Source organism: Candidatus Phaeomarinobacter ectocarpi (assembly GCF_000689395.1).
GTDB classification, from domain to species: domain Bacteria; phylum Pseudomonadota; class Alphaproteobacteria; order CGMCC-115125; family CGMCC-115125; genus Pyruvatibacter; species Pyruvatibacter ectocarpi.
This window is the reverse complement of record NZ_HG966617.1, coordinates 2485294-2508448: the sequence shown is the minus strand read 5'-3', so window position 1 is coordinate 2508448 and position 23155 is coordinate 2485294. Positions and strand designations below refer to the sequence as shown.

The 23155-nt window shown below is 60.7% G+C and carries 16 protein-coding genes; 6 read left to right on the top strand and 10 right to left on the bottom strand.

From position 1 onward, the window contains the following. Nucleotides 1-3: 3 nt before the first annotated feature. Together BN1012_RS12075 and BN1012_RS12070 are read right to left on the bottom strand one after the other, a co-directional pair. Nucleotides 4-657, bottom strand: a complete 654-nt coding sequence (locus BN1012_RS12075) for a hypothetical protein (RefSeq protein ID WP_043949800.1) — start codon at nt 655-657, stop codon at nt 4-6. Between the two features lie 77 nt (nt 658-734). Next, nucleotides 735-1550 carry a DUF2189 domain-containing protein gene (locus BN1012_RS12070; protein ID WP_197538304.1) on the bottom strand — a complete coding sequence of 272 codons (816 nt, stop codon included), beginning with the start codon at nt 1548-1550 and terminating at the stop codon, nt 735-737. 241 nt (nt 1551-1791) lie between these two features. On the opposite strand from BN1012_RS12070, the gene BN1012_RS12065 reads away from it, so the two are divergent. From BN1012_RS12065 to BN1012_RS12055, 3 genes are all read left to right on the top strand, one after another. Beyond that, on the top strand, nt 1792-3693 hold the full coding sequence (locus BN1012_RS12065; RefSeq protein WP_171815959.1) for an autotransporter assembly complex protein TamA: 1902 nt from the start codon (nt 1792-1794) through the stop codon (nt 3691-3693). After that, on the top strand, nt 3693-7862 hold the full coding sequence (locus BN1012_RS12060) for a translocation/assembly module TamB domain-containing protein (RefSeq protein ID WP_043949798.1): 4170 nt from the start codon (nt 3693-3695) through the stop codon (nt 7860-7862). The genes BN1012_RS12065 and BN1012_RS12060 overlap by 1 nt, the downstream gene beginning before the upstream one ends. 116 nt (nt 7863-7978) lie before the next feature. After that, nucleotides 7979-8437, top strand: a complete 459-nt coding sequence (locus BN1012_RS12055; protein ID WP_043949797.1) for an Hpt domain-containing protein — start codon at nt 7979-7981, stop codon at nt 8435-8437. Between the two features lie 18 nt (nt 8438-8455). On the opposite strand, the gene BN1012_RS12050 is transcribed toward BN1012_RS12055, so the two are convergent. From BN1012_RS12050 to BN1012_RS12035, 4 genes are all read right to left on the bottom strand, one after another. Next, the gene (locus BN1012_RS12050; protein WP_052535200.1) at nt 8456-9538 is read right to left on the bottom strand and encodes an alpha/beta hydrolase; all 1083 of its coding nucleotides are present in this window, start codon (nt 9536-9538) and stop codon (nt 8456-8458) included. 233 nt (nt 9539-9771) lie between these two features. Beyond that, the gene (locus BN1012_RS12045; protein ID WP_043949796.1) at nt 9772-10239 is read right to left on the bottom strand and encodes an Hsp20 family protein; all 468 of its coding nucleotides are present in this window, start codon (nt 10237-10239) and stop codon (nt 9772-9774) included. Nucleotides 10240-10398: 159 nt separating this feature from the next. After that, nucleotides 10399-12465, bottom strand: coding sequence for a TRAP transporter permease (locus tag BN1012_RS12040; RefSeq protein WP_043949795.1), 2067 nt, complete (start codon nt 12463-12465; stop codon nt 10399-10401). 66 nt (nt 12466-12531) lie between these two features. Next, a complete protein-coding gene (locus BN1012_RS12035) occupies nt 12532-13569 on the bottom strand; it encodes a TAXI family TRAP transporter solute-binding subunit (protein WP_043949794.1) in 1038 nt (345 codons plus the stop codon). Between the two features lie 335 nt (nt 13570-13904). Between BN1012_RS12035 and BN1012_RS12030 the strand changes: the two genes are divergently transcribed. Both BN1012_RS12030 and BN1012_RS12025 read left to right on the top strand, forming a co-directional pair. Continuing rightward, nucleotides 13905-14405: a hypothetical protein gene (locus BN1012_RS12030; RefSeq protein ID WP_043949793.1), complete on the top strand. Its 501-nt coding sequence runs from the start codon at nt 13905-13907 to the stop codon at nt 14403-14405. 363 nt (nt 14406-14768) lie between these two features. After that, nucleotides 14769-15632: a hypothetical protein gene (locus BN1012_RS12025; RefSeq protein WP_043949792.1), complete on the top strand. Its 864-nt coding sequence runs from the start codon at nt 14769-14771 to the stop codon at nt 15630-15632. A gap of 60 nt (nt 15633-15692) precedes the next feature. On the opposite strand, the gene BN1012_RS12020 is transcribed toward BN1012_RS12025, so the two are convergent. After that, entirely contained in the window at nt 15693-17249 is a 1557-nt protein-coding gene (locus BN1012_RS12020; protein ID WP_043949791.1) for an acyl-CoA carboxylase subunit beta, read from the bottom strand. Then, nucleotides 17246-19267 carry a DUF4838 domain-containing protein gene (locus BN1012_RS16985; protein WP_052535194.1) on the bottom strand — a complete coding sequence of 674 codons (2022 nt, stop codon included), beginning with the start codon at nt 19265-19267 and terminating at the stop codon, nt 17246-17248. Before BN1012_RS16985 ends, BN1012_RS12020 begins: the two co-directional genes overlap by 4 nt. Nucleotides 19268-19404: 137 nt before the next feature. On the opposite strand from BN1012_RS16985, the gene BN1012_RS12010 reads away from it, so the two are divergent. Continuing rightward, entirely contained in the window at nt 19405-20424 is a 1020-nt protein-coding gene (locus BN1012_RS12010; RefSeq protein ID WP_145973456.1) for an alpha/beta fold hydrolase, read from the top strand. Here BN1012_RS12010 and hisN read toward each other — a convergent pair. Further along, on the bottom strand, nt 20421-21239 hold the full coding sequence (gene hisN / locus BN1012_RS12005; protein WP_043949790.1) for a histidinol-phosphatase: 819 nt from the start codon (nt 21237-21239) through the stop codon (nt 20421-20423). The two genes, BN1012_RS12010 and hisN, sit on opposite strands and share 4 nt — an antisense overlap. 60 nt (nt 21240-21299) lie before the next feature. Further along, entirely contained in the window at nt 21300-23135 is a 1836-nt protein-coding gene (gene typA / locus BN1012_RS12000; RefSeq protein ID WP_043951022.1) for a translational GTPase TypA, read from the bottom strand. Between the last annotated feature and the right edge of the window lie 20 nt (nt 23136-23155).

Below are 23155 nucleotides of genomic sequence, written 5' to 3'. Positions count from 1 at the left end.
CTGCTAGCGGGGGTCCGGGCGCTGCATCCTGTCTGCGAGATCAAGAAACCTTGCGCATAGCGCCAGAAACAGGAACAGGGCACATAGCAACTTGGCGCTTTCCTCCGGCACGTCCTTCCATGCCAGTTCGCTGGGCAGCAGAGAATCCAGGCCCGTGTGAATGGCGTAGAACGCAAAGGCTGTGGCGAACAGCAGGGCGAAGGTCCGGCTTTTGAGGATTTCGCGGACGGCCAGCGCCGCGATGGCGAGCGCTGCAATTCCGTAGCTGATCACGATCAGATCGTTCCAGTTCCTGAAAGTCTCTGACGGTCCAAGTGCGGAGGTCTCCAGCACATTACCGCCGCGCTCATGCAGCATCAGCTGCTCGTCGATGGCGAGGAAGGCAAAGGCGGCGGCGAGCAGGAGCCAGAACCAGGCGCCTACCTTCCAGTCGTCCATACGCAGGTAAAAGACCGCCAGCGCCAGAGCGCTCGACATGGCCATGAAGACCGTCGACAGGGCAGTGACGGCGCCGGATTCGCCAAAGTGAAACATCGGCTCATCGGCGGGGGCTGCCACGATGGACAGGGCAATCCAGCCCAGTACACCAAGGGCGACGAAGCTCGCAAAAAAGTAAGGCGATACCGGCGTTTGCATCTTCCCATTTCTTTCGCGCATGGGGGTGTAGTCCCCGGGCGCAGACGGGAATGCTAGGCGCATTTGCTGAACGCTGTGTTAGCGCTGGGAACGCCCTGCTACGCCGTTTCGGGCGCAATCACCTCTTTGTAGGCGTGCCATGTGGCGTGACCGACAAGGGGGAAGGTGACAACGAGGCCCACAAACAGGGTGGCGATCCCAAAGGTCGTGAGCACCAGAATGAGCCAGGCCCAGAGCAGCATGGGCCCAAGATTATCTTTCACGGCTTTGACGCTGGTGATGATGGCGGTCACCGCATCAATGTCGCGTTCCAGCAGCATGGGAACGGACACAACGGCAGTGGCGAACACGACGGTTGCGATGGCACCACCGACGAGCGTGCCGACCACCAGCAGGGCCAGTCCGCGCGGCTCAAGAATGAGCGCGGGGAAGAACTGTTCAAATGGCGGGATCGATTCAACGCCAAAGAAGATGGCGAACAACAGCGTGGCGATGCGGATCCAGGCAAGCAGCATCAAGGACAAGAGCACGCCGATGAAGGCGAGCTGGACGGGGGCTGCGGTCGACACAAAGGCGACGTCCTTGCGGGTGACGCTCTCGCCCTTTGCGAGCTTGCGTGACATCTCATAAAGACCAACGGCAAGGAGTGGGCCGACGAGCATGAAGCCAGCAGCGAGCACCAGCACCAGCGAGAACAGTTCCAGATAGATGAGCAGGGCGGTGAGACCGGCGGAGGTGCCGACGGCGACAAGGCCGTATCCCAGACTGAGGCCGGGACGCATCCACATGTCGCGCCAGCCGGCGGCCAGCCAGCGCCAGGGAGCGTCCATGGCAATGCTTTGAACCACCGGCGGGGCTTTTGGCGGTGGCATCGAGTGGTCGATGGCGTCCGGATTTGTGTCCTGTGAGCTCATGGTCTGTCCTCCCGGTATTTCCCCATGATCCGCATTATGCGCGATGTGACCAGCAAGTGAATTGATACGGCGCAATTATGTGAGCGAAACAGAGGCCAATAAGTACCGAAAAACCGGAACTTTTGACGGGTTAGGGCGTTTTGTTCGTTCATCTCCCAAAGCAGGGGGGGCGGGTCGCAGAATGGCCCATGTCTCTCTATATTGCCCAAACATGCGAATTATCAGCCAGATCGGGAGCCGTGTGACGCGCTCAGGACCTTTTTACCTGTTTGCAGCGCTGCTGCTGCCCGTGCTGGGCGCCTTGGTGCCAGCGGGTGCTCAAGCCGCTCAAGCCACGCCGGGCCTTGTGGCGGAGCGCGGCTATGTGGTGCGGTTTGAGGGCGTCAGCGGTGATCTGCTGGGTCGGTTGGAAGGCGTGTCGCAGCTGGTTCAGCGCCGGGATACGCCCCCGCCCAGCCTTGGCGGGCTTCGGCGCCGGGCCCAATCAGACATCAACCGCATGACTCGGGTCCTGCAGTCGCGCGGCTATTTTGAAGGAAGTGCGGCCTACCAGATCGATATTCGCGGCGACGCAGCACTTCAGCCGGTCGAAACGGCGTCTTCGCAGCTGGACCAGGTGCCGGACCTGGACGGTCAGCGGGATGCCCCGACGGGACCGATGGGTGTTGTGGTGTCCATTGCGCCGGGCCCCCAGTTCATGATGGGGGCGAGCCGGATTGAGTATCGCGATACCGATGCCGCCACCCAGGACCTGCCTGCCACCCTTGGCACGTTTGATGTGGAGGCGGGAAAGCCTGCCATTGCATCCACCATTCTGAGTGCGGAAAAAAAGCTGGTCGCTGTTCTGCAGCAGTCCGGTTTTCCCTTTGCCAAGACCGCAGGCCGCAAGGCGCTGGCGAATGTGGAGACGGACACGCTGGACGTCACCACCCATGTGCAGCTTGGCGACAGGGCAACCTTCGGGGTGCTGACGGTTGAAGGACTTGAGCGCGTCGAGCAGCGCTACATCGATGAGCGGGTGACCTTCAAGACCGGCGAAGAATACGACACCAAGAAGCTGAGCGAGATGCGGGCCGCGCTGGTGCGCTCGGGGCTTTTTACCGGCGTGCGGTTTGAAACAGCCAAGCAGGTTGCCGCCGACGGCTCCCTGCCGGTGACGTTGAAGGTGACAGAGCGCGCTCGCCGCACGGTGGGCGTCGGCGCAAAATATTCCAGCACCGAAGGCTTTGGCATTGAGGCGCATTGGGAGAACCGCAATCTGCTGGGCGAAGGCCAGCAGCTGCGATTTGAACTGCGCCTGTCGGAAATTGAGCAGGAAGCTGAAGCCCGCTACCGGGTATCCGGCTTCCGACTGCCGCAGCAGACCCTTGAGCTGGGCGCGTTGGCGGGGCGGGAATCCACCGACGTCTATGATCGTCTCGGCGGCATGGTCTCTGCCGCCATCGAGCGCCCCCTGGGTGAGCGGTGGACGGGGCGGGCCGGCGTGGTGCTGGATGTTGCGGAAATTGATGAAGTCGGCGAGCCGACCGAAACCTCCATGCTGGTGGGCGTGCCGCTGAAGGCGAGCTATGACGGCGCCAACAGTGCGCTGGACCCGACCAGCGGGTATCGCCTGACGCTGGGGGCCACACCTTATGTGGGCCAGTTCGATGATTTTCTGGCGTTCCACGTGGCCGACGCAGAGGCGCGCACTTACCTGCCATTAAACAGCTCCAAGAGCCTGGTCTTTGCCACCCGCGGTCGGCTTGGGTCCATCGTGGGTGCACGTACCGGGGCACTGCCGGCTGACAAACGCTTCTTTGCCGGTGGGGCAGGATCCATACGCGGGTTTGAATTTCAGGAAATTGCACCGCTGGGCAGCGACGGCACCCAGGAAGGTGGCCGCAGCGTGATCGAGTTTTCCAACGAGTTGCGCTGGCGCTTCTGGGATGACTACGGGATTGTGCCGTTTGTTGACGGGGGCACCGTGTCTGACGCTCCCGTCCCGGACTTCAAGGATGAGTTTGCCTGGGCGGCCGGGCTGGGCTTTCGCTACTACACGTCCTTTGGGCCGCTGGGTGTCGACCTTGCCTACCCCATCACCACGCCCTCTGACGAAGAAGCCAGTCTCAAGTTTTACGTGACGTTGGGTCAGTCTTTTTGATGCCGTCCTTTCTTGATGATGTGGACTGGGTGCGGGTGCGCGCTTTGGGGGCGAAGCTGCTGCGCTTCGGGCTCATCGGCGCGGGGTCGCTTGTGGCACTGGCTGTCGTCGTGGCGCTGGTGGCGTTCGTCGTGCTGCAGATCACGCCGGTTCGCGAAGCCATCGGCGCGCGGGTGATAGCGCTGCTTGGCGAAGGTGACGGGCTGACCATCGAGATTGACGGGTATGACGGCATCTGGCCGGTGCAGCTTGGTATTGAAAAGCTGGCCGTGCGCGATGGCGGCCTGCTGGTTTTAGAAGCCCATGATGTGGACGTGTCCTGGTCCCCATGGGCGCTGCTGAGCGGCACGGCACATGTGCGCAATTTTCAGGTGGCCCGCATTGATGTGCTCGCCCTGCCACAAGGCGAGGATGAAACGGATGAGCCGCCGGGGCCGTTGATCCCAAGCCTGCCGGTGGATGTGCAGATCGATGCGATTGATGTGCCCGAGCTGACGCTGGCGGCAGGCATCGCCGGGGATGAACCTGTCGCCTTGATGATGCGCGGTCATCTGGTGTTGGCGGACGGCAATGCGCAGACGGACCTCAAGGTGATGCGCACCGACGGCGGCAATTTTGATCTGGCGGTCACCGCCGACATTGCACCGGCAGCACAGCGCTTTGATCTTGATCTGACGCTGACGGATGGCGCTGCTGGCGCTCCCGGCCTGATTGCCTCCATCACGGACAATGATGATCTCGCCCAGGTGACCGCCCGGGCGACCGCGTCGGGGCCGGTTGAGGCCTGGGATGGACGCCTTGCAGCACAGGTGGGACGCATGGGTACGCTCGACCTGACCGTGCTTGGAGACAGACGTCCCGGCGAGGCGGTGGATGTTGCGTTGTCCTTCACCCCCGGCTCAGCGTTGCAGGACCTGCCGCCTAAGCTTGAGGTCACGGCTGCGGTGACCGGGGATGAAGACGACGTCTATGCCACTGACAATCTGCGTGTTGTGGCTGGCGACGCCAGCTTTGCCGGGAAGGCGACGTTGACCGATCCGCTGGATGCGCCGCGGCTCACTCTGGCAGGTGATGCGGTCAATATTTCGGCGCTCGCCGGTGTGCAGCTTCCCGACATCATCCGTGTGGTTGGGGATGCGGCAGCGGATGCGAGCATGACGCAGATAGACATTGCGGCCCTCACGGTGGAGGCGGACGGGCTTGCGGCGTCCTTTGAGGGTCAGCTTGACCTGGATGCGGGGCGTGCGTCCGGTCTGGCGCGCCTCACGACGCAGGACATTGCCCCGTGGGCCGCGCTTGGGGATGTGGATGCTGCAGGGGCGCTGACGGCGCGCGCCGACATAGACACATTCTGGTTCGACGGGCGCATGGACGGCGATCTGACCGCCGAGTTCATGCCCGTTCGATTGCCTGTCGATGGTCTGGTTCAGGCCATTGGGGCGTCGTTGATTGTTGATGGCCGGTTTGCTGCCGCCTCGCCGGGCGACGGCACGCGCATTGACGCGCTGTCACTTGCGCCAGCCTCTGGCCTGTTTGCCCTCGATGTGCGGGGGACAGCTTCGGCTGACCGACTTGGTCTGGAAACGAATTTCTCCACGCAGGACCTGTCGCGTTTTTCCAAACTCGCGGACACGCCACTTGCAGGCGCAGCGAGTTTATCCGCCACGCTTGCTGGCCCGACGGACCAACTGTCCATGGATGTTGCGCTTGAGCTGCGTGAGGCACAGGTGTCGGGTGTTGCGGCAGATGGCGTGGGGCAGGCTGACTTGCTCGTCTCGTCACTTCCACAGGGCACTACGACCGTCACCGGCCCGGTGACGTTTGAGGGCAAGCTCGCCGGGTCCAACGCCAGTGTGGCTGCAACGCTGGCGTCGGTGGATGGTGCCACGGTTATTGAGGACATCACTGCGGCGTTGCTGGGCATGACTGTGACGGGTACAGCGTCTCTTCAGGCGGGCGGCGAGATTACGGCTGATCTTGACGGCGCGATAAAATCTCTTGGGCCCTTGGGGCGCGTGGCTGGAACGCCGCTTGGTGGGTCAGGAACTTTCACACTGAACAGCACGCCGGGTGATCGGGGAAACCAGATGTCAGCGGTCGTGACCCTGCGGCAAGTGAATGCCGCAGGTGTTGAAGCGCAATTGCTGCGCCTGAGGGCCGCGCTGGCGCCGGAAGGAGGTGTGTCCGCCAAAGTGACCCTTCAACGTCTTGCGGCCGGCAATCTATCGGCGGCCAGCGGTGTGGTGGATGTGTCCGGCAGGGTCGATCGGCTTGGTGTTGCGGCCACGCTGGATGGCATTTCGACTTTTGATGATCAAAAGGGCATCGGCACGCTGACGGCAGAGGCGGTGTATGACGGCACCCAGCCCGCGGTCACGCTGTCCTCCCTCAAAGGCATTGTTGCGCGGACGCCTGTTGCGCTGGAGGCGCCAGTAAATGTGCCATTGAACGGTCAGTTGCGGGTAGAAGATCTGGCACTGGCGCTGGGCAATGGTCGTGTGGCTGTGGATGTGATGCAACGCCCAGGCGCGTTGTCAGCCACAGCACGGGCGCAAAACGTGCCCCTTGGTCTGTTGATTGCGCTCACGGGACAGACCACGGAAGCGGGTGGCACGCTCAGCGGTGATGTGACGATTGCCGGCCAGGGGCGCACCGGTAATGGCAAGGCAGATATCACGATTGCACCGGTGACGCTGTCGTCCTTGGTGGGAGCGGATGTGTCGGAGATTCCCGAGTTCACACTGAACGCAGACTGGGATGGGCGTTTGGCCACAGCGCGGCTCACTGCTGATATGCCGGGTACGGAAGATCTGATTGCAACAGCATCGCTGCCGGTGACGGCACGCGGCGGCACGCCCTATGTCGCTCCCAAGGCGCAGCTTGAGGCGCGGTTGAACGGCACGCTGGATGTTGGGGCCGTCTGGCCGTTGATGCCGGTGGATGGCCACTTGATGGCAGGCTTGCTGAAACTGGACATGACGGCACAGGGACCGTTTGCCGACATGGACATCACCGGGACCGCGCGCATGGAGGGCGGTCTGTATGAAGGGTTTGAGACCGGAGTCGTGCTTTCGCCTTTGAATGTCTCCCTTGAGACGCAAGGGGGCGAAGCGGATGTGACTGTTTTCGCGCGCGACGGGTCGACGGGTACCCTGGCTGGAGAGGGGTCCTTCGACCTGCGGGACACAGCAACGGACCGTCTGCGGGTTGATCTGGATATGACATCCTTCCGGGCGCTGGGGCGAGATGACCTGACGGCTCTGGCGAGCGGCGATATCAAGGTTCGCTGGGCACGCGGGGTGGAGGGTGCTGTGGAGCCGCTGACAATCGGCGGCGATGTCACCGTAGAACGGCTTGAGGCGCGTATTCCTGACCAGCTGGCGTCAGATGTGGAAACCATTGATGTCACCCGCGTTTCGGCGGATGGCGAGCCCATTGATCCTGAGGTTGACCAGAACGCCTCCAACGACGATGCGCCGATTGAGCTGGCCTTGAATGTGGCTGTGCCCAATTCCGCGTTCGTGCGCGGGCGCGGGCTTGAATCTGAATGGTCCGGCAGGCTTGCGGTTGCGGGTGCTGTGACGGCACCGGAGTTACGCGGTGGGTTTCAGGTCGAGCGGGGCACGTTTGATTTTCTCGGCCAGACGTTTGATCTGTCCGGCGGACGCATCGAGTTCACAGGGGGGCGGGACATTGACCCCTATCTTGATGTGAAGGCGGTTTATGAGGATGACGGCTTCACGGCCATTGTGTCGCTTACCGGGCTGTCGTCGGACCCCACGCTTGTTGTGACATCCGAGCCGCTGCTGCCACAGGAAGAAATTCTGGCGCGGATTCTGTTTGGCACCAGCACCGGGCAGTTGTCAGCGATCCAGGCCGTGCAGCTGGCCAATGCTGCGGCCACCCTGTCAGGTGCATCGAGCGGAAGCGGTGTGCTGGAAACCATGCGGCGCGCCCTGGGCGTGGATGTTCTGTCCGTGGGCGATGACGGTGTTGAGGTGGGGTCCTATGTGCGCGACGGCGTGTATGTGGGTGTGAGCCAGGGACTTGAAGCCGGGTCGGGCGAGGTGAGTGTCGAGGTTGAACTCACCGACGAAGTTTCCATTGAAAGTGGTGTCGGCACGACCGGGGATACCGGTGTCGGGGTGACCTGGGAACGGGACTATTAGGCGGTTTTCCAGGCGGATTTCTGCCGGGTTGGCTCCATTATCGCCGAGTTAAGGTCTGCGCTTTTAGACTTGCCCGCTAGAGACGGATACCAATCCGCATTTGACCGGGTGCCTGCATGACTACGACTCCAGATGGCCAGCCTGTACCGGCTGAAGATGATCTTGAGCTTGATGACGAGCTGATGGCAGCCATTGCCGCGGCAGAAGCCGCTGTTGGCGACATGGCGAGCGACTATCCTGAAATGCTGCTGCAGGACATTGGCCTGCTGACGGGCGCCATTGCGCGGCTCGACCTGCATGCTCCGGGTACAGATGAGCACGCGACGGCGTGCATAGACTGTTTCGGCGTGCTGCATGACATCAAGGGGCAGGCGGCCTCGTTTGGATATGAACTAGCCACAGCCCTGTGCGACCCGCTGTGTGAGTGCGTGCGCGGACAGCACAGCGCCAGCATGCAGCTGATCGATCAGCTCAAACAGGCCGTTGATATTCTCAGTCGTATGGCAGCAGAGGGCGTCAGTGCGGACACCGACAATGCAGCGCTGGCGCTGATCCGCCAATTGCCGGACGCCTAGTCCCCGACCGATCTAACTCTATTCAGCCGCTTCGACCGATGCTTCCTGCGCTGCGGCAGGTGAAGTCGCGGGTGACGTGGAGGGCGATGTCGAGGCCGGTGCACTTGCGCTGCGATTGACCTGCGCCTTGAGGAAGGTGCCGATACCTTCAATGGCGCGTTTGGATTCAGGCACCTGCGGAAACGCCTGGAACACATGCGGCATGCCGGGCCAGATCTCCAGGCTGGATTCCACACCATGAGCCTGCGCGCGGCTTACCAGACGGCGTGAATCATCCAGCAGAATTTCGTTTTCTCCCACCTGCACATAAAGCGGCGGCAGGCCTGTAAGGTCTGCATAGATCGACGATGCAATCGGGTGGGTTGGCGATGTGTCCTGCATGTAATGCCGGACCGCCAGGGAAGCTGAATCAAGCCGCAGCATCGGGTCCCGGCGGGCGTGGGTCAGCATGGTCCAGCCGGTCAGCGCCAGATCTGTCCATGGGGACAGCAGCGCTGCTGCGGCGGGCATGGGCATGTTCTCTTCGCGCAATGTCAAAAGCAGCGACATGGTCAGGCCCCCGCCCGCACTGTCACCGGCGACGACGATGTCTTCCGGCTTGTGGCCGGCGGCGAGCAGCCAGCGATAGGCGGCTTCGGCATCTTCCACAGCTGCCGGGAACGGATGCTCCGGGGCCAGACGATAATCAATCAGCAAGGCCTTGAGGCCTGCTTCGCGGCAGATGCGCGCAACCATCAGGCGATGGGTTGCCGGACTGCAGACGATGTATCCGCCGCCATGCAGGTAGAGAAGAACTTTTCCCGAGCCAGGATTGCTATCAGGCGTTGCGGATATTTCCGGGTCGGACTGGACGAGGTTGCCGGGCATGTTTTCGAGGGCGCTCAAATCCTGCGGCGCATCCTCGGGGACTTCCACCCACTCCCCCGGCACGCCATTGGCGGATACCGGGGTGACTTTGATCCAGTCCTGATTTTTGGAGAATCGGGCCGCCATGCGGTCCACGCGCGCGCGGGCATCCGCCGGGTTGGCGTGCGGGTTGATCTTCCGCTTCACGGCGGCGCGAAGAAACAGGCTGGTGAGTTTGCTTTGCCAGCTGGCCATGGGATGTCCTTGGGCGGTTGCGGTTTGGGACGTCGCTGTTCGGTGGTGCAAATCTGTGTCGCAAATTTGTCGTGAGAGTTTTGCGCTCACGGTCGGCGGAGTCCAGCCCGAATGCTGCGGTGCGACATATATGGCCGTTTCGGGTCGCTATATGCGTCTTTTCAAAACATAAGGGCGCAATCTTCCGCACTGCAAAACAGGGGAAGACTGCGCCCGCAGATTGGCGATGCCTGTTAGGCGGCCTGTGAGCCCTCAATGGTCTTTTGACCATCAGAATTGGCGGCCTGAATGGAAATCGTCCGCGGCTTCAGGGCCTCGGGGATTTCCCGGCGGGTATCCACATGAAGAAGCCCGTTTTCAAGCTTGGCGCCTGTCACCTGCACATGGTCTGCAAGCTGGAAGCGACGCTCGAAATTGCGGGCCGCGATGCCGCGATGCAGATAGGTGCGATCGTCGGATTCCTCAGACTTTTTGCCGGAAATCGTGAGGGTCTGGTCCTTCACTTCGATTTCAAGCTCGTCTTCGGTAAAGCCTGCAACGGCCATGGTCACGCGGGTGTCGTTTTCATCGACCCGCTCCACGTTGAACGGTGGATAGGACGGGGCCTGGGCGTCGAGGCGGCTGGCGGAATCCAGCATTCCTGCAAGACGGTCAAAGCCGATGGCGCTGCGGTAAAGGGGTGAAAAATCATAAGCACGCATAAGACAAATCCTCCAAGGAGCGGTTTGCGTTTTCAAGCTGCTGTCTGCGCGTCGCTTCAAAAGAACCGCCCGAATGTGGCGCGGCTGGCGAAGGAGACATGCAGCGTGGACCCGACATCGGCGTCCACCCTGCTTATTTGGGAAGCGCAAATTGGCTCGTCAAGAGGTTGAAACTGGCTCTTTTGCGGGTTTTTTGGCCTGGCGCTGCCACAGGATGCCCAGGGCGGTGGCCAGAGCGGCTGCAACGGCGGCATGCATCCAGAGCGTTCCCCAGGGCGCGATGATGGCGGCCCCGGCGATGCCCAAAAGGATCCGAAGGGGGAGTGACAGCGGCTGGGCGAAGTAGCCGTGCAGGGCCGCAGCCAGGGCCGTGAAAGCAGGGATGGCCATGAGGGCTGTCACCAGTGGCTCCAGACCCGTGCCGGTAATCAGCGGCTGATACACGAAGAGGAGCGGCACCAGATACAGGCCCTTGGCAATTTTCCAGGCGGCAAAGCCCGTTTCCATGGGGCGGGTTCCGGCGATGGAGGCCGCCGCAAAGGCACACAGGGCCACCGGCGGTGTCACGTTTGAATCCTGGCTGAGCCAGAAGATCACCAGATGGGCTGCCAGCAGCATGGATGTCAGCAGGGCTGGTGCTATGAGGCCATCGGCAAGGCCGCTGCGGATGTCGGCAGGCAATGCTGCGAGAAGGGTCAGCGCGTCTGCCTCGCTCATGGCGGTGCCGATGCTTGTGACCAGTTCTGGTGCCACCAGCATGGCGTAGGCTGAGAGTTCCGGGGTTGAAGCGCCCTGCATCAGGGTGGTCACGAGTTCTGCTTCGACCATCAGGCCGTAGATTGCCGGTGCCGAAAGGGTGGCCAGCACGATGTAGCTGGCGGTTACCGGCAGACCCATACCCAGCACCAGAGAGGCCAGGGCGACCAGAATGATGGTCAGCAGCAGGCTGCCGCCTGCCCAGCTTGAAAGCATGAGGGAGAAGGTGTTGCCGACGCCGGTCATGCCCACAACGTTGACGATGAGGCCGACACAAATGAGCAGCATGGCGGTGGGCGCCATGGAGACAGCACCGTCGGAGGCGGCGCCGATGATGTCACGCAGGCGCATGGGATTGGGCGAGAGCCATGAGGCGGCAATGGTGACCACGATGGCAATGGCGGCGGAATAGACCGGTGTGAAACCTGCGATGAGCAATCCCGCGAGTGCCGCGATGGGCAGGAGGAAGTGCCAACCGGCTTGGATGACCGGCCAAAGCGGTTCTACGTCCGGGTCCGGCGTCAATCCTATGCGCGCTGCTTCGATGCGGACGAAAACGCCGACGGTGAAGAAATAGAGCAGCGCCGGCAGGACCGAGACCGCGATGATCTCGAGATAGGAAATCTGCGTGAACGACGCCATGACGAAAGCACCGGCACCCATGACGGGGGGCATCAACTGGCCGCCGGTAGACGCAGCTGCTTCAACGCCGCCTGCAAATTTTGGCGGGAAGCCTGCGCGCTTCATCAGGGGGATCGTGATGACACCCGTCGAGACTGTGTTGGCGACGGCGGAGCCTGTGATCGACCCCATGAGCCCTGATCCCAGAATGGCAACGATGCCGGGGCCGCCTGTCATGCGCCCGGCTGCAGCGCGCGCAAGGGCCAGGATGAAGTCGCCAGCGCCCGAGCGCACAAGGAACGCACCCAGCAGGATGAACATGAACACGAATGTCCACGAGATACGGGCGATGGGGCCGAACATCCCGTCAGTGCCAAAGTAGCTGCGGAACAAAAGTGTTTCCCAGGACAGCCCCGCAAACGAAAATGCGCCGGGCACCAATGGACCCCAGACGACCACATAGGTGAGGGCCAGTGCGGTGAGGACGGGAACGGTCCAGCCGGTCGTACGGCGTGCCAGCTCCAGAACGATCAGGATCGCGACGCTGGCAGCCACCCAGTCCGACGCAACGAGCTCGACGCCGCGCTCATACAATGCGTCTTCAGCAAAATACAGATAGACGGCGGCGGCCATGGCTGCTGTGGCTATGGTGCCGTCGATCGCGATCCGCAGCCATGGGGTTTTACTGGCTGGGAACAGCAGCACGCACAGGACGGCAAACAGACCAAAGTGAAATCCGGCAGCCTGCAACTCTGGCAGAGTTGCAAAGGCGTTTGCCCAGAGGTGGGCAACGGCAACTGTGACAGCAAAGGCGATGCCCAATCGGCCCAGTGGCCGCGGGCGCGGCATACCGCCTGTCGGTACGTCTGGTTGGGGTGGGGCGTCTGGAGATGACACGGGAAGTGGGACCGCGCTCTAGTTTGCGGGCTTGAGACGGTCAGGCACCGTCACGCCGGCTTCTTCGTAGTAGCGCACGGCACCGGGATGCAGAGCGACAGGCAGACCGGTGATGGCGCTTTCAAGGCTCATGTCCTTGGTGGCGGCGTGGATGCCGCCGAGGAAGGTCAGATTATCATACAGTGCCTTGGTAAGTGCATAGACATCGTCTTCGCTGACATCTGCATTGACGGCCAGGAAGTTGGGTTGCGCGATTGTCTGCGCAGCGTCTGTCTGGCCGGGATAGGTGTCAGCCGGTATCTCAAAGGCCGTCCACAGTTCAGTTTCGTCGCCTAGGGCGGCATTGATGGCTGCTGTGTCTTCCGCGTTGAAGCTCAACACCACAAGCTCGCCATTGGCCGCCGCAAAGGCGCGGGTGACGGCGCTTACGGGTGCCCCAGCCGGGGTGTTCATGCCCGCTGCCTTGCCGTCCTGCATGGCGTCGGCACTGGGGCCATACCCAAGGTTGATGACGTCGAAGTCCGTGCCTGGCTCAATGCCAAGGGCTGCAAGGATGTGTTTGGCTGATCCTTCCGAGCCTGAGTTGCGCTTGCCCATGGAGAAGGGTTCGCCCAGGCCTTTGAGGTCTGCGATCGTGCCGGTGTCAGCATCCGACTTGCGCAGCACGAAATGTTCGACGTTGCGCCAGAGCATAGAGATGGACCGGATGTTTTCCTGAGGTCCGTCATTGGCGAGCTGTCCTGTGCCGGTAGCCGCCCATGCGCCATAGAGACCCTGAAGAATTGCAAACTGGGCTTCGTCGTCGCGCAGCAATTTGATGTTCTCACCTGACCCTGCAGAACTGATGGCTGACAGCGAAAAGCCGTTTGCCGGTTCCAGCTTGATCTTGCTCAGGGTCGCGATCGCCACACCGACGGGATAGTAGGTGCCGCCGGTTGTTGCCGTCGCCAGAATGTACTGGCGGTTCTCAGCCTGTGCCGCCTGTCCCAGGACAAGGCTGCTTAGGAGAACAGCTGCGGCAGATGTGAGGCGGATGAAGCGGGCAAAGGTGGGCATGTGTCGGCTTCCGGAACTATGGCGATAGGTGGTGGCAAATGTAGCATGTCAATTCCTGCTGTCGTGCAGCTTTGCCACACGCCTCATTTTGGCCGTCATGGGCGCCGAAAAGACGCTGCGTTAACCTTGTAAGTTGTTCATCTAGCTTAGCTTTTGGTCATGTAGCTGACCAAAAGGTTAACGCTGCGTGCAGTTTGGGTTCAGGCCCAAAAACCGACACTCACGAGTGGGGACATGTATCCGGTGGTGCGGCATCACCAACAAGCCGGATGCAAGGCGGGGTCGAGCAGTTAAGCCGGTCCCGCGCCCGTTGAAACTTCTCGAGGAGTGCATCTATGAAACGGATACTCACTTACGCAGCAGGTGGACTGGTTGGAGCGATTGCTCTTGGCCTGGCCGCCATTGTGCCTGCCAACGCTGCATCATTGCCTGCAGGCAAAGCCCTGACGTCGACGATTGATGCAAATGGGGCTGTCACTCTTATTCACGACAGTCGTCATCATCATCACCGTGGCCAGAATCACCGGCGCGGCCAGAACTATTATGGCGGGTGGCGTCAGTCGAACTGGCATCGCCGTCATTACAATCAGAACCGCAACTACAATTACGGCCCGCGGTATCATCACCGGAACCACGGCAATGTGCGGCCGTTCAAGAATTTCATCCGCGCATTGACTGGTCACGGCTATCACAACTTCCGCCGGGCACAGTTTCATGGCCACGGTCGCAATTGGACACCTCACTATTTTGTGAGCGCCTATGACGGATATGGTCGTGGCGTGAACCTTCGTGTGTGTGCCTACACCGGCAATGTGCTGGGCTGGCGGTACCACTAGCTAAATGATGCGGGCCTCCGGCTTGCGATTTTTGGCTTGAATGCGGGCGTTTTCGGGTGAACCGGAAGCGCCCGTTTTCTTTTGTCGGTGCTGAGGGAGTGGGCGGGGTTTCTTCGCATCTATCAGCTTACTGATGACGTTGGTTGGGTGGGGTTCATGTTCCTGACCCGTTTCTTAACAGGTGTCCCAGAAGGGGTTCAGAGGGCCCCTGCCATTCTCCTCCTCAAGCAACGGGGACATCCCGCCTCACACACCTTCGGGGCGCTTCGTTGCTGAGACATCAGCCACCCACTGTCCCGGTGGCTCACATCAAGGCCCGCTTTGAGCACATCCGGGCACAACATGAGAGACGGAGAACACGTTATGAAAAAGCTTCTTATCCTTGCAGCAGTTGGTGGCACCCTGGCCGCCGCAGCACCAGCCCAGGCCGGTGGATTTTCATTCAGCATCAGTAATGGTCATGGCGGCGGCGTTACCTTCAGCAACGGCCAGGTCCAGCACTACAACAACAACTACAATCGCGGCGGCTACAATGACGGCTGGAACCGCACCGAGCATTACCATCAGGCCCGCAAGATGCAGCAGGGTTGGGGCAATGGCGGCAACCGCCACGGCGGCAAGAAGTTCAACTATATCCCCAAGACGGTTCAGCTGATCCAGAAGCGCACTGGCGGCAAAGTGACGGACATCGTGTTCCGCAACGGCGTCTACCACGTGAAGGGCTTTGGCCAGAACGGTCGCTACAGCCAGGCAAAGGCTGATCCGTACAATGGTCGTCTGTTTGATGTCCGCCGTGCGAACCCCAATGAAGTGCCGCATCACCGGGTTATCGGTGTGCGCAAGTTGCTGGCCGGTCTGCGTCACGAAGGTTTCAAGCGGTTTGACCGCGTTGACCTGAAGGGCAATGTCTACAAGGTGCGTGGCCTCAACAAGCGCGGCAAAGCCAAGCTGATCACGGTCAACAGCCGCAACGGTCACATCAAGAATGTGCGCAATGCACAGCGGTACAACCTGGCCAACAACGTCAAGCCACAGCGCAAGCCTTTCAAGCACTGGCGTTCAGGTCTGAAGCAGCACAACTACTCCAACTTCCACAATGCACGCTATGTGTCTGGTGGTAACGACTGGACCGATCACTACCAGGTCCGTGGCAAGCACAATAAGCGCAATGTTGATCTGCGGATCTGTGCCTACACAGGCAGCGTGCTTGGCTACCGCTACCTCTAAGCCGCACGGCTAACACACATGAAAACGCCCGGGTTCTGCCCGGGCGTTTTTGCGTCTGCGTCAGGCCATCGGTCTGAGATACGGACCAAGCTGGTGTTGAAGAGTGGGCCAGGTCCAGTCGAGCCATTCGTTCAATTTTGCGCGTGTCTCTCGCGGATCAATCAATTCATGAACTGAAAAGCCTTCTGCGCGGGGGAAGGGCGACTGACTGGCAGCCAGCATCTCTTCCAGTTCGCGACGCTTGGCGTCAGGATCTTCGGCAGCGGCTATCTGTCTGCCGAATGCGACAGCCACGCCACCTTCCACCGGCAAAGCTCCGGTCTCAGCACTGGGCCATGAGAAGACATGGCCACCGGGAGCAAAGTGGGCGGCACCGGCCACACCAAAGACTTTTCGGACAATCACACTTGCCCAAGGCACCCGGCCATTCATGACAGCGGCAATGGCCTCAGCGCCGGCGCGAATCGTGCCGGACATTTCAGAATCAGGGCCGATCATGAAGCCTGGCTCATCCACCAGCGCGATGACCGGCAAATTGAATGTGTTGCAAAAATCAATGAAGCGGCGGGTCTTGCGTGCGGCATCTGCTGTCATGGCGCCTGCGTAATAGGTGCAGTCATTGCCCAGTATGCCAACGGGCCGGCCACCCATGCGGGCAAGGCCTGTGATCAATGAGGGGCCATAGCGACGGGTCATCTCGAACCATGACCTATTGTCGACAACGGACTTGATGATCTTGCGCATGGCGTAGGGCTTACGGCGTTCGCGCGGCACAATCGACAAGAGCTTGTCGTCGGCCCGGTCCACGGGATCATCGCAGGGGATGACCGGTGCTTCCTCGTAAACGTTTTGCGGCATGTAAGAGAGATACTGCGCGATTTCATCCAGCGCGGCTTCTTCTGTCTCGGCAACATTGTCGATAACGCCCGACTTTGTGTGGATGTCCGGGCCGCCGAGTTCTTCCTTGGTCATCTTGTGCCCGGTGGCGCGTTCTACGACGGCGGGTCCGGCGATCAGGACCTGTGCGTTCTGCGCCATCACCGTGAAGTGGGACGAGACCAGTCGGGCTGCGGGCATGCCTGCCACCGGGCCAAGGGCTGCACTTGCCACGGGAATGGTACCGAGTGTCTTTGCAAGTGACACAAAGCGCGGTGTGGAGAAGACCGGGTCACCGACAGGCCGCGATTTGCTTTTGCCGCCGCCTGACCCCGCAACGGAGCCACCGCCGCCTTCGTGCAGCCGGATCAGCGGCACTTTGTACTGGAGTGCCACGTCTTCTGAGTAGACGCTTTTGCGCAGGCCGGCGGGATTGGGCGATCCGCCCTTCAGCGTAAAATCTTCGCCACCGATGATAACGCGACGGCCTCCGACCTTTGCAAAGCCAAGCACGAAATTGGCGGGCGTAAAGCCTGTGCGATTTCCATCGTCATCAAACTCCGGCGCGCCTGCCCCTTCGCCAAGCTCCTGAAAGCTCTTGTTGTCTGTGACATGAGCAATGCGCTCGCGGATTGTCAGCCGACCCTTGGCGTGTTGCTTGGCAATACCCTCGTCGCCGCCCTGCGCTTTGGCTTCCACGCGCCGCGCGGCAATTTCCTTGGCTTCATCTTCCCAGGTCATGTGGTCTCACTGTTGTTGGTGTCGGTGTTTTTGCTCCAAAGGGTACGACCCATGGCAAAGCGTGCGGTCATGTCAGCGACGCGTTCTGCCCGCACCCTGTCGCGCTCTGCGCCTTCGGGGGCCAGTTGTTCGCGTATCCAGTCCAGCCGCAGTCGCCAGAACAACCAGTGCAGCAGTTTTGTGTTCTGCTGGTATTTTTCTTCGTCAATATGCGTCTGGGTCCACTCATCGACCGCATCGCAAATAGCGTAGGCGCGGGCCAGCGCATGGCGGGCTTTGTCACCATCATCCCTGTCACGCATGTGCCACGCGTCATAGAGGCTCAGACGGGCAAAGTGGAAATCAAACCAGAGGCGGGCAAGGGCGAATTCAGCTTGCAGGCCGACAATGTGTTTGGTGGGGTTGGCAGACTGACCTGTTAGGGTCAGCGCGTCGGCAGCATGATTCAATTGCTGCTCGATGTCTGACTTCCAGCTCAAACGAAGAGCAATGTCGTCGGGTGTTGCGTGCCAGGGGTCGCCCATGTCGGTGGGGGGCGTGTCCAGAAAGTCTGCGGCTCCTGCAGCGGCCGCCGGTTTTGCCTCATGGGGCTCGAAGGTCAGGGCAAGTGCGAATGCATCACTCAGAGCATTGTAGTGGTCAGCCAGATGACCTGCTGCTGCATCACCGACGATCATGGTGGCGAACCGCTGAATGATGGCGCGCGGCGACTGCGTATTGTCCCAGGCCAGTTGGGCGAAGGCATAGGCGTTGAGCTGCGGGGCGCACCAGGGCCGTCCGCCAACCATCAAGGCCTGCAGCGTGTGGGTGGCTGCGTCTTTGTAGCCAATGGCATCGACGGCCATCTGGGAGACCAGTGGCGGCAGGACGGACTTAAAGAGAATGGCGTCGAGATAGTATTCGAACACGCGCAGCGGTTTGGCGCGGGCGTCTTGAAACAGCTGCACATTGGCGGCGAGTTCGCGCGGGTACCGCGCATTGACGGTGGATGAGCGTTCAAAGGCACCCTGCGCGTAGCTGCGCATACGCGGTGCCCAGAGCAATGACACATTGCTACGTGGTCGCGCTGATCTCGGCGCGGGCTCTGTATCATGGTAGGCGATGTGAGCGACTTGTGCGTCGGGGTGGATCTGGTCCAGCTCTTCAGCAAGAACGTTGGTGGCAATCAAGGCCTGGTCTGATGCGCTTAGCCCGTCGCATTCAGGGCTTTGCGACCAGCCGCCGCCGGGGATGTCGTCCGGCCACAGGTGATAGACATCTGCGCCGGGGTTCTGCTGAAACCATGTCCGGGCATTGTCGCGCACGATCGCCATTCCCTCGGCATTGAGGGGGTCAAGATTGTGGTCCGGGCTGCGTTTGCCGTCCTTCATGCGAAAGGCATCGGGCATGTCGTTAAAGAGTGCGCGTGGCAATAGTCGTGACAGGCCATGGCCGCCCACTTCAAGCGTCATGCCATAGCGACTGCATTGCGCGCGGACGGCATCACTGACCGCATGCCATTGGTGCACCGGGGCAGCCCCGAGCGCCAGACCTTCTTCGGCGGTATGCACAAAGATCGTATTCAGGCAGTTGCGTGCCCCCCATCTGACCCAGGCTTCGTGCTCCGCCAGAAATACGTGGTGCCCGATGATCAGGCATCGGCCGAGGAAGCTGGGTGTCTCGGCACAGGCCTCGGGGAGTGAAAACCGCTGGCCGGAAGGACTGCACCGGTCTTCAAGCTGGTGTCCCGGCCAGCCGAAGCCAAGCTGTGTCAAAAAACTGAAGATGGCGTAGAGCAGGCCGCGTTGACTGTTCCCGGTGAGCTGAACGTGCCCGTCCGCAACATTCCATATGAAGCCGTCGGTTGCCTGATCGCGATACGCCAAAGACATCCCGATGCCGCTTTGCCCTTTTGACTGGGGAGCGATCAGGGCCAAGTGCTCGGCAAGTTCCTGGGCGGCTGCCTTGGCGGGACCCGAGCCGGGGGCTGCGTCGATGTACCAGCCATTGGAAATATCGAGGGTTACGGGTGTGGACATAGGGCGCGATCTTTAGGTCTTGCGCCGGATCTGGCGGCAAGTGACCTTGGTTTTGAGACTCAGCCAGCCTACCTGCTAAACTCCGGCAACAAAATGCTGAGCAGCTGTGATGCTCAAAATCGCAAGGATTTCTATCTGTGACCTCTCCTTCTGTGACTGCTCCTTCTCCAACTTCAGGGGCAGACCTGACCGATATCCCTGAAAACCCCTGTCCTGCAGGTGCTGATGCTTTCTGGTTTGATGGATATGACGGGAAGCCCATGCGTGGTGCGGTCTGGCCGGCGACCGGCGCGCAGGCCCGTGGAACGGTCCTGCTGTTTGGCGGGCGTACGGAGTTCATCGAGAAGTACTTTGAGGTCGTGACCCAGCTGCGGGACCGCGGGTTTGCCGTTGCCTCCATGGACTGGCGCGGGCAGGGGCTTTCAGCGCGCGGAACCGAAAACCGTCTCAAGGGCCACATTGATCACTTCAATGAATTTGATCGTGACATGGCAAAGTTCGTGAAGCTTGTCGGCGAGCGGAACCTGCCTCAGCCTCTTATCGGCATGGCGCACTCCATGGGGGGCAACAATCTGATGCGCTGGCTGCACCTGGCCGATACAGATGCGTCGCTTGCTGCCGGGTTGCCAAAGATGAAGGGCGTCGCCCTGAGTGCACCGATGGTGGATTTGCGTCTTTCGACCGGGGCCATGCTGAGCATGCGGCTGATGGGCTTCACCGGTATAGCGCTTGGGCTTGGTGACAAATATCTGCCCGGCGGTGGGGATGACAAGGCGGTGGGCCTCGATGCCTTCGAGGACAATATTGTGACATCGGATCCGGAGCGTTTTGCCCGTCAGGTCGCGATCGTCAAGGCAAACTCTGATCTTGCGCTTGCATCGATCACTCTTGGGTGGGCCGGGTCTGCTGCTGAGAGCATTGACCTGCTGCAATCAGACAGTTTCGTTGCCAGCATCAAGACACCAGTGCTTTTTGCCGGTGCTGAAAAGGACGTGCTGGTGAGCGAAAAGCAGGTGGCCGCCTATGCACGCCGCGTGCGTGGCTCGACCTACGTCAAATGCGATGGCTGCAAGCACGAAATCTTGATGGAGCGCGATGAACTGCAGGCACCGTTTTGGTCGGCGTTTGATGACTTCGCAGAAAGCGTGCTGGCCTAGGCTGCCGGCGACAGAATTTCCACAGCAGCCTGGTGAATGCGCTTGTCGCCTGCCGCAATCATCTTGCCTTTGCTGCGGTCAAAGTCAGCGCCGGACCGCAGCGGTCGTCCTGCCCAGTCGGTGACGATACCACCAGCGGCTTCGACAATCGGAACAAGCGGCAGAATGTCATAGGCCTGATTGTGCGCTTCAACCACAAGGTCCATCTGCCCAAGAGCGACCATGGCGTAGTTGTAGCAATCACCGCCATAGCGCAGCAGCTTTACGCTATCTGACAGGGTCCTGAAGACTTCCTTGTCCGGGGATTGAGCAAACATGCGGGGGTCTGTTGCACCCAACACGGCATTGCCCAGGGTTTCGCATGAGCGGCATTTCATTGCCTGCTCGCCGTCGCGCGTTATCAGCTTGGCGCCGGACGGTCCGCCAAAAAACCGCTCACCTGTGTACGGCTGATCCATCACACCCACGACCGGCACAGTGTCCTGCATGGCCCCGATCAGTGTGCCCCAGGTGGGCAGGCCGGACATGAAAACGCGCGTACCGTCGATGGGATCAATGACCCAGGAAATCGACGATGTGCCGTCCTTCAGGCCGTATTCCTCACCCAGAATGCCGTGGTCGGGATGCTGGCTATCGATCAACGCGCGGATCGCACGTTCGCCCGCGCGGTCGCCTTCTGTCACCGGATCAAACTTGCCGTCGGACAGTTTGTTGTCCACGTCCAGGCGCGTTCGGAAATACGGCATGATGGCCGCACCTGACGCGTCTGCGAGGGTGTGGATGAAAGACTCAAGGTGTTTCAGATCATCGCTCATGGGCCTTGGGTAACGCCCAAAGACCGGAACGACAAGCTGAAACCGCCCGCGTGAGTACGCTTATTGGGCAGCGGCCGCGCTGCGGTTGCGCTTGCGCTCATTGGGGTCCAGGTAGCGCTTGCGCAGGCGGATGTTCTCCGGCGTGATTTCCACCAGCTCGTCGTCGCCGATGTAGGAAATCGCCTGCTCCAGCGCCATGGGCTGAACCGTGGTGAGCTTCACGGCTTCATCGCGCGAATTGGTACGGATGTTGGTGAGCTGCTTGCCCTTGAGAGGGTTCACTTCCAGATCATCGGGCCGGGAGTTGGCACCGATTATCATGCCGCGATAGACCTTGGTGCCCGGTGTGATGAAGAGCGAGCCACGATTTTCAAGGTTCCAGAGGGCAAAGGCAACAGCTTCGCCTTCGCTATTGGCTATGAGCACGCCGTGATGCCGCCCACCGATTTCACCGGCGTAAGGCACCCAGCCGTGGAAGATGCGCGACATGATGCCGGTCCCACGGGTATCGGTCATGAATTCGCCCTGATAACCAATGAGCGAGCGGGCGGGTGCGATAAATGTCAGGCGGGTTTTGCCTGCGCCTGAAGGCGCCATGCCATTCAGCTCAGCCTTGCGTTGGGTCAGCTTGTCGATGACGACGCCGGAATATTCCTCATCCACGTCAATCTGAACTTCTTCGGCAGGCTCTAGGGTTTTGCCGTCTTCGTCCTTTTTCATGATCACGCGTGGGCGAGAGATCGACATTTCGAAGCCTTCGCGGCGCATGGTCTCAATGAGAATGCCAAGCTGCAGTTCACCGCGGCCAGCGACTTCATAGGCATCGCCTTCGGTGCCTTCGGAAACGCGGATGGCCACATTGCCTTCAGCTTCGCGAAGCAACCGTTCGCGGATCACGCGGCTTTGCACCTTGGAGCCTTCGCGGCCGGCTAGGGGGCTGTCATTCACAGTCATGGTGATGGCGAGGGTGGGCGGATCTACTGGCTGCGCATCAATGGCTTCCATGATGGAAGGGTCACATAGCGTGTCAGAAACTGTGGCATGCTTAAGGCCGGCGATGGCAACAATGTCCCCAGCTTCGGCGCTTTCCACGGGCTCACGAAGAGGACCGCGGAAGGCCAGAACCTTGGTAACGCGGCCGCGTTCGCGTTCCTTGCCGTCACGGCTCAACGCCTTGATGGTCATGTTGGGCTCAATGGTGCCCGACTTGATGCGGCCTGACAGGATGCGACCAAGGAAAGGATCAGACTCAATGCCGATGGCCAGCAATTCAAACGGCGCGTTTTCTTCCCCCAGATCCTTGGGAGCGGGCACGTGTTCGATGATGGCGTCCAGAAGGGCATCCATGTCGTCGCCCTCGGTCACTTGCTCATTGGAGGCCCAGCCTTCGCGGGCCGACGCATAGAGGACCGGAAAATCAAGTTGATCGTCGTTGGCGCCCAACGCAGCGAACAGGTCGAATACCGATTCATGCACGAAGTCCGCGCGGGCATCCTTACGGTCCATTTTATTGATGACGACGACCGGGTTCAGCCCTAGCGCCAGCGCCTTCATGGTTACGAACTTGGTCTGTGGCATGGCACCTTCGGCGGCGTCCACGAGCAGTAGCACGCCGTCCACCATAGAGAGAATGCGTTCAACCTCACCACCGAAGTCGGCGTGGCCCGGTGTGTCTACCAGGTTGATGCGCACACCCTTCCACTCAAAGCTTGCGACCTTGGCGGAAATCGTGATGCCGCGCTCGCGCTCGAGATCGCCGGAATCCATGGCGCGCTCTTCACCCTGCTGGCCTTCACGGTAAACACCAGAGGCCTGGAACAGCTTGTCCACCATGGTGGTCTTGCCGTGGTCAACGTGGGCGATAATCGCGATATTGCGGCGTTCTTGAGCGGCCATGTCTTTTGATCCATCTGGTG

Excerpts from the sequence above, each read along its gene's own strand:
- BN1012_RS12035 (WP_043949794.1), bottom strand. The coding sequence starts at position 13,569 with ATGCCCACCTTTGCCCGCTTCATCCGCCTCACATCTGCCGCAGCTGTT.
- BN1012_RS16985 (WP_052535194.1), bottom strand. The coding sequence starts at position 19,267 with ATGTCCACACCCGTAACCCTCGATATTTCCAATGGCTGGTACATCGAC.
- BN1012_RS12025 (WP_043949792.1), top strand. The coding sequence starts at position 14,769 with ATGAAAAAGCTTCTTATCCTTGCAGCAGTTGGTGGCACCCTGGCCGCC.
- BN1012_RS12060 (WP_043949798.1), top strand. The coding sequence starts at position 3,693 with ATGCCGTCCTTTCTTGATGATGTGGACTGGGTGCGGGTGCGCGCTTTG.
- BN1012_RS12070 (WP_197538304.1), bottom strand. The coding sequence starts at position 1,550 with ATGAGCTCACAGGACACAAATCCGGACGCCATCGACCACTCGATGCCA.
- BN1012_RS12075 (WP_043949800.1), bottom strand. The coding sequence starts at position 657 with ATGCGCGAAAGAAATGGGAAGATGCAAACGCCGGTATCGCCTTACTTT.
- typA (WP_043951022.1), bottom strand. The coding sequence starts at position 23,135 with ATGGCCGCTCAAGAACGCCGCAATATCGCGATTATCGCCCACGTTGAC.
- BN1012_RS12055 (WP_043949797.1), top strand. The coding sequence starts at position 7,979 with ATGACTACGACTCCAGATGGCCAGCCTGTACCGGCTGAAGATGATCTT.
- hisN (WP_043949790.1), bottom strand. The coding sequence starts at position 21,239 with ATGAGCGATGATCTGAAACACCTTGAGTCTTTCATCCACACCCTCGCA.
- BN1012_RS12050 (WP_052535200.1), bottom strand. The coding sequence starts at position 9,538 with ATGGCCAGCTGGCAAAGCAAACTCACCAGCCTGTTTCTTCGCGCCGCC.
- BN1012_RS12020 (WP_043949791.1), bottom strand. The coding sequence starts at position 17,249 with ATGACCTGGGAAGATGAAGCCAAGGAAATTGCCGCGCGGCGCGTGGAA.
- BN1012_RS12045 (WP_043949796.1), bottom strand. The coding sequence starts at position 10,239 with ATGCGTGCTTATGATTTTTCACCCCTTTACCGCAGCGCCATCGGCTTT.
- BN1012_RS12030 (WP_043949793.1), top strand. The coding sequence starts at position 13,905 with ATGAAACGGATACTCACTTACGCAGCAGGTGGACTGGTTGGAGCGATT.
- BN1012_RS12040 (WP_043949795.1), bottom strand. The coding sequence starts at position 12,465 with ATGCCGCGCCCGCGGCCACTGGGCCGATTGGGCATCGCCTTTGCTGTC.